This window comes from Embleya hyalina (genome assembly GCF_003967355.1).
GTDB lineage: Bacteria > Actinomycetota > Actinomycetes > Streptomycetales > Streptomycetaceae > Embleya > Embleya hyalina.
In genome coordinates this window covers 344,861-357,839 of the sequence record NZ_BIFH01000013.1, presented here as the reverse complement: position 1 = coordinate 357,839, position 12,979 = coordinate 344,861, and the positions used below count along the sequence as shown (strand labels likewise).

The 12,979-nt window shown below is 70.8% G+C and carries 5 protein-coding genes; 2 read left to right on the top strand and 3 right to left on the bottom strand.

Annotation, left to right across the window (positions count from 1 at the left end; all coding sequences use genetic code 11):
* Positions 1 to 63: 63 nt before the first annotated feature.
* The 3 genes from EMA17_RS01605 to EMA17_RS01595 are packed head-to-tail and all read right to left on the bottom strand — an operon-like array spanning position 64 to position 1,839.
* Positions 64 to 399 (bottom strand): WXG100 family type VII secretion target, encoded by a 336-nt coding sequence (locus EMA17_RS01605; RefSeq protein WP_126635024.1) that lies wholly within the window; start codon positions 397 to 399, stop codon positions 64 to 66.
* Positions 400 to 448: 49 nt separating this feature from the next.
* Entirely contained in the window at positions 449 to 757 is a 309-nt protein-coding gene (locus tag EMA17_RS01600; RefSeq protein ID WP_078982172.1) for a hypothetical protein, read from the bottom strand.
* 59 nt (positions 758 to 816) lie between these two features.
* Positions 817 to 1,839: a serine/arginine repetitive matrix protein 2 gene (locus EMA17_RS01595; RefSeq protein ID WP_126635023.1), complete on the bottom strand. Its 1,023-nt coding sequence runs from the start codon at positions 1,837 to 1,839 to the stop codon at positions 817 to 819.
* A 186-nt stretch (positions 1,840 to 2,025) separates the two neighbouring features.
* Between EMA17_RS01595 and EMA17_RS01590 the strand changes: the two genes are divergently transcribed.
* The gene (locus EMA17_RS01590; protein ID WP_126635022.1) at positions 2,026 to 10,326 is read left to right on the top strand and encodes an RHS repeat domain-containing protein; all 8,301 of its coding nucleotides are present in this window, start codon (positions 2,026 to 2,028) and stop codon (positions 10,324 to 10,326) included.
* Positions 10,323 to 12,953 (top strand): right-handed parallel beta-helix repeat-containing protein, encoded by a 2,631-nt coding sequence (locus EMA17_RS01585; RefSeq protein WP_126635021.1) that lies wholly within the window; start codon positions 10,323 to 10,325, stop codon positions 12,951 to 12,953. Before EMA17_RS01590 ends, EMA17_RS01585 begins: the two co-directional genes overlap by 4 nt.
* Positions 12,954 to 12,979 lie beyond the last annotated feature (26 nt).

Here is a 12,979-nt window from a genome sequence, read left to right as displayed (position 1 = left end):
AATCGCGGGACGTGCCGACCGGCCCTGGCGCGGCGCCCCACCCGAAGTGGGGCCGCCCGGCGACTACTTGTGGGCCGCGGCCTCCGCCTTCATCTTCGCGATGGCGGCGTTGATGTCGCCCATCAGCTTGGTGTCGGAGCTGCTCAACGAGTCGGCGATGTCGGTGAAGTTCTTGGCGTAGGCCTGGATGTTGCCCGCCGAGTTCTTCATCTGCGTGCTGAAGGTCTGGTACGCCTCCTGCAGGGCGGGGCTGGCCTTCTCGAACACCAGGCCGTCGTGGAGCAGGGTGGCGACCTGGTGCTCCAGGTCGCCGAGCTCCTTGGAGATGTCGGTCAGCTTGGCGCCCATCCTGGTGGCGGCGCTGCGGATCTCGTCGTAGTCGACCTTGATGTCGGCCATCGGGTCCTCCGAGGGTTCGGTTGTCGGGTGGGGACGCGCGGGCGGGCCGCTACTGGGAGGAGTTGACCTTGTCGGCGATGTCCTTGTCCATGTCCTGGACCGACTGCATGATCTGCCGGAACTGCTGCGCGTAGCCCTTGATGCTCTCCGTCGCGGCCTGGAGCGCCGTGCTGAACTTCTCGTACTGCGCCTGGAGCGCGGGACTGGCCTTGACGAGCACGAGGTTGGTGGTCAGCACGTTGTCGACCTCGGTCTTGGCCTCCTTCATCCGGGGCACGAGCGTGTGCTCGACGCTGTTGTCCAAGAGGTTGGACACCCGGGTGATCTCGGAGTAGGTGAGTTTGATGTTGGCGCCCATGGTGCGTCTCCTCGGGAGCGGAATCGGATGGGTCGTCATGAACGACGGTGTGACGGGGATCAGTTGAGCTTGCCTCCGGGCGGCGGCTTCTGCACGCCCCCGCCCTTTTCGGTACCGTCCCTGCCGGCGTCCTCGTCGGCGTACTTGGGATCGCGCTTCCACTCGCCCTTGGGTCCGTCGCGAATGTAGTGCTCGGTCGTCTTCCCGGAGTGGCTGATCATGGTGCCACTGCCGTCCTTGTCGATGGTGAAGTCCGACGTGCTCTTGGTGCCGTCGCTCAACGTGGTGGTGATCGAGTAGTCGCGGACGTCGATCCGTCCCGGCCTTCCGTCCTTGCCGGCGCCCGGTACGTTGTCGACCCATTCCGGGGGACCCTTGTACGTGGTGGTCGTCTCGTAGGTCTGCCCCTGCGGATTGGTGATCTTCGACGTCTCCTTGACGATGTTGTTGTCCTTGTCCAACTCGACACTGACGTCGATCTTGCCGTGTTCGTCCTCGTAGTGGTGCGAAGTCGGCGGCTTGTCACTGGGCTTGGGGGGCTCGTCGCCGGGCTTGGGGGGTGCGCTGTCCTCGCCCTTGGCGATCCAGGCGGCACACCACGCGGGCGCCTCCGGATCGTGGCATACGTGTCGGATGCTCTCGTTCGGGTGATCGCGGAAGTACTGGGTGGCCCCGATCGAGGCCAGGTAGTCGTCCCACTTGGCCTTGTCCGCGAGCCACTTGTCGTGCGCGGCCTTGGTGTTGCGCCATTGGTCGATGCCCAGTCCGGTGGTGATCAGTCCCGCCGAGCCGGAGATCCTGGAGTCCTGGTCGAAGAAGAGGTCGGAGACCGCCTTGAAGCTGTCGGCGAGCTTGTTCAGCCCCTCCTTGGCCTTGGCGGTACGGGACTTGGAATGGTGAAAGAAGCTGTTGAACGAGGTCGAGAGGCCGGAGGTGCCCAGGGCGGCGCGGCGTTCGGCGGCGCCGGCGTCGCCCAGTTCGCGAAAAGCCCCGCCGGAGCCCGAATCGGCCTGCTTGGCGAGTTCTCTGAGCTTGGTGTTGATCTCGTGCAGGTTGGTGTAGTCGATGGCGAAATCCGCCATTCGGACCTCCTGTTCCTCGCCCGACTCGCGTGGTGCGTGCCCGCGCCGCGAACCGCTCCCATTTCTGTACGCGTCGCAACCATCGAGGGTTCAACCGAGATTGTCGCGAGGAAGAATGAACCCGGCGAACCAATGGCGCGTACAAAAGAGCGCCGTGGTTGCACGAATCGAGCGAGAGGCGCTTCGATGGCTCGTCCCGGGGACTGGAGTGCGCTCGGCCTCGACAACGATCCGACTCCCGGCGACGCCGATCGCATCGACCGCGTGATCGCCGCGGAACTGACGTTCGTCGAACTCGCCAAGACCATCGACAGCGGTCTGACCGAGGTCAAGAACACCTCCAGCGTGATCTTCGTCGGCAAGACCGCCGAGGCGCTGCGCGGCGTCATCGACGGGAATCTGCGCAACTACATCTCCACGTTCAAGAAGGCCCACGAGGACGTGCGCGCCGCGCTGACCGCCTACGTCGGCGTCATGCGTCACGAGCAACACCGCGCGGACACCGCGTTGTCCGCCGCCGCCGCGCTGTCGGAGGACGACAAGGAGGGGCGGGCCGCGCACAAGACCACCGCGGAGGACGCCAAGTCGATCCTGTCGACCGCGGCCGACACCGCCGCGCGCAAGATCATGGCCGCCGGCCAGTCCATCGCCTCCCCCGTGGACGAGTGCGAGGAGTTCTGGAAGGCGCTCGGCTGGATCGCGTTGATCCTGGCCATTCCCGCGATCTTCATCGGCGGGCCGCTGGCGCTGCTCAGCATCGCCCTCAACGTCGCGCTCCTGATCAAGACCGCGATCGACTTCGCGCACGGCAAGGCGAGCGTCACCCAGCTCGTGTTGGGCATCCTGGGCATGATCGCGCCCACGACCAAGGGCCTGCACCTGGGTCAGCTGTGGAGCGGCATCAAGGGCATCGGCGGACGCGGGATCACCGGCACCAAGAACTTCTTCGGCGGCGGCGCCAACTCGTTCGGCCTGTTCGGCCGGGTCGGGTTGGGCATCGACGACGCGGTGGCCGCGGCGGGCGCGTGGATCAAGGGCGGCGCGCAGGGACTCAAGCTGGGTCCGCTGCTGACCATGGGGCCCGGTTTCGCGAAACTGGGCGGCGGTCTCAAGTTCTTCCCGCTCGCCGCCGAACTCACCGTGATCAATCTGGCCGGGGCCAAGACGTTCTTCGGCCTGCGGGCGGTGGCGACCACGCTCAACACGTTCAAGAATCTGGGCACCTCCATCGCGCACGGTCTGAGCGGCTTCAAGGGTCTGCGGCTGTTCCTGCCGGTGGCGGTCGACGAGATGCCCAACGGCCTCGGGCTCGCCTTCCGGATCGGCTTCATCGACCGCGGCGTGTTCGGCATGTACCGCTACGGGGCCTTCCTCGACGGCAAGTTCATCGGTGCGGGCTCCAAGATCTCCGCCGGCGCCAACGCCGGGTTCAACGCCTTCGGGCACGGCGGCGATCTGGTCAAGCTGCCCAACGTGCACCTGGGCTCGTTCGACTCGGTGCACACGGGTCCGCTCGGCGGCGCGTTCGACATGCCGCCGCTGTCCGCGAAGTTCACCAACGGCTTCGGTCACTTCGACGTGATCAACCTGCCGTCCCTGAACACGTTCGGCACCGGTTTCCACGCCGGAAACCTCCCCGGCCTGGGCACCTTCATCAACGACGCGGGCGGCCTGAACGCGCTCGCGCACCTTCCCGGAGTCGGCGCCCGAATCGCCGACATCCCCTCGTTCTCGTTCACCGGGTTGGGCCTGACCCACCTCTCCGGCAACTTCTCGATCCCGCAGGGGATCACCGGCCTCGGCGTCACCGGCGTGCACGCGCTGCCGCCCGCGCTCGGACACGTCAGCATCCCCAACCTGGACACCGTCGGCGCCGGCGTGGCCGGCAAGATCCAACTGGGCCTGCCCGCTTCGAGCGCGCTGGTGCACGACCTGCCCACGCCCGGGACGAACACGCACACCGGACTCGACGGCCTCGGCACCGTCGCCCTCCCGCAACCGGGCCACATCGCGATGCCGGACGTCACCACGCCGGCCCTGCCGCACGTCAATGTGTCCGGGGTCGGCGCCCTCCCGCTCACCGGCCACATCCAGACTCCGAACGTCGGCGCGATACCGAACACCGGCCACGTCACGGTCCCCTCGGTGACCGGCGTCGGCGCCCTCGGACACGTCGCGACGCCCAACGTCGGCGGCCTGCCCGCGATCGCCCAGCCGGCGACCGCCCACACCGGCGCGCCGATCCACGTGGCCGACGTGAACTCGTCCCACCTCGGCGGGTTGCGTACCGGCGCCGACGGCGAGACCGCACTGGTCGGGCCCGGCGCGAGCGGGGTCGACGTCAAGGGTGTCCAGGGCCTGGGCGGCACCGGCACGCACATCGACCTCAACGGCAGCCGGGTGGTCCTCGGCGGCCCGGCGTCGGGCCCGGTGGTCCACACCACTCCGGGCGGCCTGCCGGGTGTGCCGACCGTGTCCGGCGGCCTCACCGGCGGCGCGCACTTCGTCCCGGCGAACGGGGCGACCCACAACCTGAACGTGTTCATGATGCAGGGCGTGAGCTACGACTTCGCGCACACGTTCCGCACCATCCCCGGCCTGAACGGCATCGAGGTGCGGGTCCTGCCGAGCACGCAGGCCGGCCGCACCGTCGACATCCACATCGAGCCCGGCGGTCGCACCGACCTCTCCGCGAACCACATCACCGTCGGCGACCGGGAGGTGCTGCGGATCGAGCGCCACCTCGGGGACGGCGGCACCCAACGCTGGGACTACGAGCTGAGCGCGGCGAACAACCATCGCCTCCTCGACGACCAGATCATCGACACCCACGTGACCGGCCCCGTCCCCGGGCAGGCCGTCGAACTGACCACGCTGCCCGCCCCGCAGCTCCCGCACGTCACCACCACCGGGTCGACCGTGCCGACCGTCGCCGGCCCCGGGCAGCGTGTCGTCGACATCCCCGGGCTGTCCGGCGCCCGCCTCGAATACCGCGTCGGCGACGGCGGCGGCATCGACGGCATCCGGATCACCGGCGGCGCGGACGCGGCACACCCGACCCCCACGCGCGTGACCGGCCCGTCCGGGAACGACATCGTGCGGGTCGAGCGGCAGGTCGTGCCGAACGTCGAGGTGCGCCGCTGGGACTTCGACGTGTCGGGCGAGAGCGGGCGGCTCGACCGCATCGAGCGGCGCATCACCCTCACGGGCGGTGAACACGGCGACACCCTGGTCGCGATCCATGTCGATCCGGACAACCGCACCCTCGGCGTCACCCACTTCGACGACGAGGGCAACATCCTGAACGCGGGCGGACCGCCCGTGCGGTTCAACGACGCGGGCATCGTGGTGCCCTCACCCGGGGGTTTCCGGCTCTACGATCCGGCGACCGGTGCCCCGTCGGGCACCGGCCTGCGCCTGATCGGCTCCGACGGCCACCCCCTGGCGCTGCACGTACTGACCCCGGACGGCGTCGGCGGCCGCACCCTCGTCGGCCCCGACGCCACCCGGACACTCGGCGTCGTGTCCGTGCCGGAACACGCGGGCGGCATGCTCCACGTCGTCCCGACCGGCACCGGCCCGACCGTACGGGTCTTCGGCGCCGACGGCCGGTTCTCGCACAACTCGCTGACGCTGACCGGCATCGACCGACTGGGCCTGGCCGGCGGCCACATCCGCTCGCCGCACGTCGGCACACCGCAGATCGCCCACGCCGACGGCAGGCCGGTGCCCGACACGAACGTCATCCGCCAGATCGGCAACGAGTTCCGGATCGAGCACCCCGGCGGCCGGTTCCACGTCGACGCCGGCGGTGCCCGCGCCCACGACGTGGTGACCCTCACCACCCCCGGCGGCACCGGCACGGGCCTGCACGTGTTCACCCCGATCGGCGGCCAGGGCCGGCTGCCGCACCTGCGCGCGGACGACGGCACACCGTCCACGACCGCTCACGTGGGCACCGTCGACCACACCTTCCACGTCACCGGCACGAGCGGGCAGCCCCATGTGGTGCGGGTGTACACCCCGGGAGGGGCGTTCTCGCACGACGCGCTGCCGCTGACCGGCGGCGGCGCGCCCGGCGGCTTCATCCGACTGCCCGACGCCGCCGGCGGAGCGCCGCAACTGGTGCACGGCGACGGCCGGATCGTGCCGGGCGCCACCGTCACCCCCCAACACGGCGGCGGATACCTGGTGGATCACCCCGGCGGCAAGATCGTCGTGAACAACGTCGGGGCGCACACCCACAACACGCTCACGCTGACCGGCGGTCCCGAGGCCGGACGGTTCGTGCACACCCCGGTGGGCACCCCCGACGTCCCCGTGCCGCACCCGAGCGACCTGAACGGCGTACCCGACACGAACCTCACCGTCACCCGGGCCGGCGACGAGTTGCGCCTCACCGACCCCGACGGGTCGTTCACCGCACACGGTCTCGACGGCGCGCACCGCTACGACGCGAAGCACCTGAGCGGCGGCCCGTTCGACGGCCGGTTCGTGCGCATCGAACGCGGCACCGACACGCTCGTCGACGGGCACCTCGCCGCGGTCCCCGACGCACACGTCGTACGCCAACCGGGGATCATCACCGAGGGGTTCCGGCGGGAGGGGGCGACGACGGGGAGCGGATTCCGGATCGGCGACGGCACCGGCCACGTCGTCGTCGACATGCGCGGCGCACACCGCTACGACGTGGTCGGCCTGCGCGGGGCCGACGGCGCCGCGACACACGAGTTCGTCTTCACCCCGGCCCCGGTCGCCGGGGAGGCGGCGCCCGGCCCGCTGCCCGTGCTCAAGGGCGCCGATGGCCACAACCTCGGATTCTCGGTGGTCGCCCGCCCCGACGGCACGCTCCGGGTCGTCCACGGGGACACCGGCATGGTCCGGGGGTTCTCCGCCGGCGGCGCGTTCGAGTTCCAGGTTTTGCGCCTGACCGGCGTGGACGGCGTCGACCTGTCGCAACTCGTCCGGGTACACCCCGGCGGGGCACACACGCTGGTCGACGACACGCTCGCCGGCATCGCGAACACCACCGTGCACATCCGCCCCGGCGGCGGGTTCCGGGTCGGCGGCGCCGACGGCGAGTTCCGTCTGTTCGGCCCGAACGGCCGCCTCGACTTCCACGTGACCACGCGCCCGGTGACCGAGGAAGGCGGCATCACCGTGTTCCGGGTGGACGACGGCGCGGGGGTCCACCGGTTCGACATGATCGGGCTGTCCGACGCCCGCATCGGCGACCCCCTGCACACCCGGTTCCTCAGCACCACACCGGGCGACCTGCGGGTCCTGAGCGGCCATCTCGACCACCTCCCGGGCCTGCGCGCGACCCCGGAGCCCGGCGGCGGATACCGGATCGGCGGTGTCGGCGCGCGCGCCGGCGAGTTCCAGCGGTTCGACCCGGGCGGACGCCTGGAGTTCCAGCGCATCGACGTGGTCGGCGCCCGGGGCGGCATCGACCCGAACCGGCACTTCGAGGTCACGTACCCGGCGGGCGGCGGCGAGGCCACGTGGTCGCTGATACGCACCGACGCCCACGGTGTCCATGTCCCCACGCCGGGCCGACCGAAGTGGTTCGAAGGCGGCGTGGTGGACACGAAGGGGGCGGACGCCGGCCACGTGCACCTGATCAGCCACCTCAAGGTCACCGTGTTCGAACGTCGTATCCTGCCCGAGGGCGGCATCCTCGACGCCCACCACTCGTCCGCCTCCCTTGGCACGTTCAGTCTGGTCAATCAGCGGGGTCGGTGGGCCGAGTTCGACATCGACGGCAACCTCGTGCACGACGGCACCCGGCACTGGGGCGAGAGCACCCGCAGCTGGTTCGACGTCAAGAGCGTGTTCGGCTTCGACGTGCGGATCCGGCACTTCCAGCTCAGCGCGGACGGCGGGCACGTGCTGGCCGATCTGCGCCACCTGCCGGCGACCCAGGGGTTCGCCGCCGACACCAGGTGGGTGCGGTTCGACGCCGACTTCCGGGCCATCGCGTCCGGCGACCGGCACTGGGACTCCGGCCTCGGGCGCGGCTGGACCGACACCATGCGCCACCCGATCACCAACGAGATCGTCACCGCCCAGAAGAAGTTCAGCCGCTTCCAATTCGGCCTGCACGACGTGCGCCGCTACCACCAGCTCGAACTGGGACCGGACGGTGTCCCCTCGCGCGACTGGGTCTCCCGGCACGCCGACGGCAACATCAACGGGCTCGGCAAGACCCTGCACAACGGCGACTTCCTCAAGTTCGAACGTTTCGCCGAGCAGCGGCCCCCCGTGTTCTTCCGCAACCTGTTCAGCGGCGAGTTCCGCGTCGCCGACCTGACCCGGCACCCGTGGCTGGCCCAGGACAACCGGCTGCGCGTGGGCACCTGGAAGCAGGAGCCGGCGGGCGGCGGTCCCGAGGGGCACGGCGTACAGTTCATCTCCAACAACAAGACGGTCATCGACGTCGCGCACACCGGCGACATCGTCCGCGAGGTGCGGCCCCTGCACAACGGCAGCACCCTCACCGTCGGTGACGTCCGGCTGCCCGACGTCGCCGGAGCACAGGTGGCGCACCGCCCCGGCTACCTGCCGTGGACCGAGGGCGTCGACGGCCTGCACGGCCACCGCACCTTCCACGAGGGCGACTTCGCCGTCACCCCGGGCACGGGTGATCGGCAGATCACCTGGCAGGACCGGGTCACCGACGACGTGGAAGACGGCGACTGGTATTCCCCCGGCACCAAGGAGTGGCGGGTCGTGCGCACCGGCCTCTCCGACGGCACGTTCATCGACTACCGGCCCAGGCCCACCCCCGGCGCCGCCGGCGGCACGGGGCCCAACACCCGCGGCCTGATCGACACCCACGCCGGGAACTGGATCCGGTACGACCACCACGGCGTGGTCGTCGCCCGCATGGACGCCTTCCCCGCGCCCGACGGGGTGGGACGCGTCGACATCATCGGCACCATGGGACGCAACTCGCGCGAGTTCCGGTGGCACGACGCGCTCGATCCCACCATCGGCGGCAAGCGCATCACCGCGTTCGAACGGCAGATCACGCCGTGGCACTTCGACCGCGAGTCGTTCCAGGACTTCGACGCGGGCGGCAACCTCATCCGCGACCACCGACAACTCGGCGAGGGCCTGAGCGTCCAGGGTTGGCGCGGCGTCGACGGCGCGGGCAACACGGTGTGGCACTGGAACAAGCTGGACGCGAACAACAACGTGATGCACTTCGGCGACGGGGTGGGCGATCGGGTCCGGCACTGGTTCGACCGGAACGGCAACCCGCTCCCCGGCTGGGAGAAGGGCGCCCGGTGGTCCGATCGGATCACCAGTCTGGACCATCAGGTCGTCCAGGAGATCCCGGCGCGCAAGTACACCAACGCCTTCCGGGACTTCTTCACCGACAGCCCGTTCCGGGTCCGCGACTTCCGCCCCACCCCCACGACGCAGTTCAACCGGCACCTGTGGCAGGAGTCCGACCAGGGCATCATCGCGCAGGCGAAGATCAAACTCGCGGACGACACGTTCCTGGAGATCAACAACTTCAACAAGCACGCCCGGCGCTACGACATCGACGGCATCACCGTCATCAACGAGCGCACGATCCCCGGCTACATCCACGAGTACAACGCCGACGGCGGTCTCATCATCGGCCGCGAGACCCACTTCACCGGTCTCGCCAACGAATACCGCGCCCTGAACCGCACGTTCCGCGAGCCGAACCGCTGGGGCTACGGCCCGTCCAGGGACGGCGAGGTGGTGCCGGAGCCCTTCATGCTCAGGGCGATCCAGTCCATCGGCATCGACATGACCCACGAGTTCCTGCTCGACTTCACCGTGAACCTCGTGGTGCTCTCCATGGTCCGGGTGCTCTCCGGCGGCGGGTTGAGCATGGTCGACGTCGGCCGCGCCGCGTTCGGCGCCGCGTTGAGCTCGATGACCAAGGGCACCGTCGCGGCCGCGCACCTGGCCGCCGACCGGGGCGGCTGGAAGGTGTACTGGTCGAACATCGACTATGGGATGCCCGGGAGTTGGCGGCCCAACGACGACAGTCACAACACCGAGTGGGGAGCGAACGAGCGCCCGGTGCGCTGGCGCGGGGGCACCTACGAGTTCGCCCTGGGCCTGGGTACCGGCTCGGTGGCCGGGTTCGTCAGCGGCGCGGCGCAGTCGGCGATCTTCGGGGTCCGCGGCGCCGACGGCGCGATCATCAAACTCACCGGCGGCGACGCCGCGTTGGCGGGTCTGGCCTCCTCGGTCGGCGGGGTCCTCGGCACCGTCTCCGTGGGCGCGCTACGAGCGCTGATCCAGCACTCGATGGGTAGCCGGTTGATCCACCGCCAGGGTCCGATGGACATCTTCGTCATCGGCGGACTGGGCAAGATGGTCGAGAAACTCTTCGGCCTGCTGGTGGTCAGCCCCGCGACCGTGCGCTGGATCGGCCATGTACCGGACGGGACGTCGTCCGACAACCTCCTGCCGGGATCGGGAACGGGTAGCGGATGAGCACTACGGCAATCCACGTCGACCCCGGGGGCCGCCGGAGCCGGCGCACCATCGCGGCGGCGCTCGCCGCCGCGCCCGCCGGCGCCGAGATCCTGATCGCCCCCGGCGAGTACCCGGAGACGCTGCGCCTGGAGCGGCGTGTGGTGCTGCGCGCGGAGCACGGCGCGGGCACGGTCGTGCTGCGCGCGCCCGGCGGCGTCGCGCTGACCGCGGCCGCCCCCGACTGCGTGGTCCGCGGCCTCGTGCTGCGCGGCGCCGACCCGGCGGAGCCGGTGGTGCGGGTCGAGGACGCGGCGGGCCTGACCCTGGACGGGTGCGAACTCGAGCAGGGCCGGGTGGAGGTGGTCGGCTCGACGAGCGCGGCCGGCGCCGCGCACAACGCCGCGCTCGGGTTCGCCGACACCCTGGAGGCCGATCTCGGCGATCCGACCGGCGGCGGCGTCCTGGTGATCCGTCGCGGCCGGCTGCGCGGGGCCCGGCACGGCGCGCTGGTCCTGGCGGGCGATGCCCGGGCCCGCGTCGAGGACACGCTCCTGGAGACGATCGACGGCATCGGCGTGGCACTGTCGGACCACGCGGTGCTGATCGCCGACCGGTTGCGGGTGCGCGACACCTCCGGCTCGGCGCTGCGGATACGCGGCGACGCCCGGCTGTTCGCCCTGGACACCACCCTCGACCGCGCCGGCCGCAACGGCACCCTGGTCGAGGACCGGGGCGAACTGCGCCTGCTCGACTGCCGGATCCGCGCGGCGGGCCGCAGCGGCGTGCAGGCCGACCACGAGGCCCGCGTACACCTGAACGACTGCCGGATCACCGACGCCGGGGCCAGCGCGATCGCCACGGGCGGTGCGGCGCACCTGAGCGCGGACGGCTGCCGGATCGAGGCCCCGGCCGGCAACGGCGTCGTCGCGCTCGGCGTCTCCGAGGTGACGATGACCGCGTCGCTGATCGCCCGCTCCGGCTTCACCGCGGTCCATCTCGGCGAGAACTCCCGCGCCCGCATCGGCGGTTGCCGACTCGACCGCAGCGACGAACACGGTCTCGCGGTGGTCGCGTACGCCGAGGCGAAGATCGCCGACCTCACCGTCACCGACGCCGGCATGTGCGGGGTGCATGTGGCCGACGCGGCCGGGCTGACCATGGTCGCCTCCCGGATCGAGGGTGGCGAGACGGGGGTTCGGCTGCGCTCGGCCGGCGAATCCGAACTGCGCGAGTGTGTGGTGAGCCGATCCCGCCGCACCGGCGTCGAGATCGGGGCGGACGCGGTCGCCACGCTGTACGCGACCCGGATCGCCGAGAGCGGCAGCGCCGGGGTCAGCGTCGAGTCCGGTGCCCGGCTGCGCATGGACGGCGGCGGCATCTTCGCCGTCGCCGGCAGCGGCCTGGTGCTCGGGCGCGACACGACACCGACCGTGCGCGGCATCCGGGTGGACGGGACCGGCAAGAACGGCATCCTGTTCGGCGACGGCGCGGGCGGCCTGATCGAACACAGCGACCTGTCGGCGTGCGCCTACCCCGCGCTGCACATCGGCCGCGACGCCGAGCCGAGGTTCGTCGGCTGCCGAATCTTCGACTGCGCGCGCGACGTCGGCCACTCCGACGGCGCCCGCCCGGTGTTCGAGGACTGCGTGTCCGTCCGGGTCGAGACCTCGACCCTGCCCGAGTCGTCGCCGGGCGCCCCGGGCGCGCCGCCCCGGCCCACGACACCGGCCCCGGTCGGCGGGGTCGCCCCGGGCGGCGCGGGCCCCGCCCCCGCCGCGCCGGCGGTGGTCGACCTGGCCGAACTCGGCGAGGCACCGCCGCCGCCGGAGACCCTGGACGACCTGCTCGCCGAACTCGACGAACTCGTCGGCCTCGGCGGCGTCAAGCGCGACGTCGGCGGCATGGTCAAGCTGATGCAGACGGTCCGCATGCGCCAGGAGGCCGGTCTGCCCGCGCCGCCGCTCAGCCGCCACCTGGTCTTCGCGGGCAACCCCGGCACCGGCAAGACCACCATCGCCCGCCTGTACGGCCGACTGCTCAAGGCCCTCGGGCTGCTGGAGCGCGGCCACCTCGTCGAGGTCGACCGCAGCGCCCTGGTCGGCGAATACGTCGGACACACCGGCCCGAAGACGACCGAGTCGTTCAATCGGGCCCGGGGCGGCGTGTTGTTCATCGACGAGGCGTACGCCCTCGTACCCGCCGGCGTGGCGAACGACTTCGGCGGCGAGGCCGTCGCGACCCTCGTCAAACTCATGGAGGACCACCGGGACGAGGTCGTGGTGATCGTCGCCGGATACCCGGACGAGATGGAGCGGTTCATCGCGTCGAACCCGGGTCTGTCCTCCCGCTTCACCCGCAGCCTGCTGTTCGACGACTACTCCGCCGACGACCTGGTGCGCATCGTCGAACACCACGCGGGCCTGCACCGCTACGAACTGAGCACCGCCGCGCGCAAGGCGCTCGGCGAGCTGTTCACCGCGATGCCGCGTGGCGCGCAGTTCGGCAACGGCCGGACCGCGCGGCAGGTGTTCCAGCAGATGACGGAACGTCAGGCAATGCGGATGGCCGATCTCGACGCTCCGGACGCGCGGCAGTTGATGGTCCTGGACGACATGGATCTGCCGCGGTTGGTGGGCTCCGATTGACCGGGTTCCGTCGGCCGATCCCGGTG

Bases quoted from the DNA above. Each gene is read 5' to 3' on its own strand.
- EMA17_RS01605 (WP_126635024.1), bottom strand. From the start codon at position 399: ATGGCCGACATCAAGGTCGACTACGACGAGATCCGCAGCGCCGCCACC.
- EMA17_RS01600 (WP_078982172.1), bottom strand. From the start codon at position 757: ATGGGCGCCAACATCAAACTCACCTACTCCGAGATCACCCGGGTGTCC.
- EMA17_RS01595 (WP_126635023.1), bottom strand. From the start codon at position 1,839: ATGGCGGATTTCGCCATCGACTACACCAACCTGCACGAGATCAACACC.
- EMA17_RS01590 (WP_126635022.1), top strand. From the start codon at position 2,026: ATGGCTCGTCCCGGGGACTGGAGTGCGCTCGGCCTCGACAACGATCCG.
- EMA17_RS01585 (WP_126635021.1), top strand. From the start codon at position 10,323: ATGAGCACTACGGCAATCCACGTCGACCCCGGGGGCCGCCGGAGCCGG.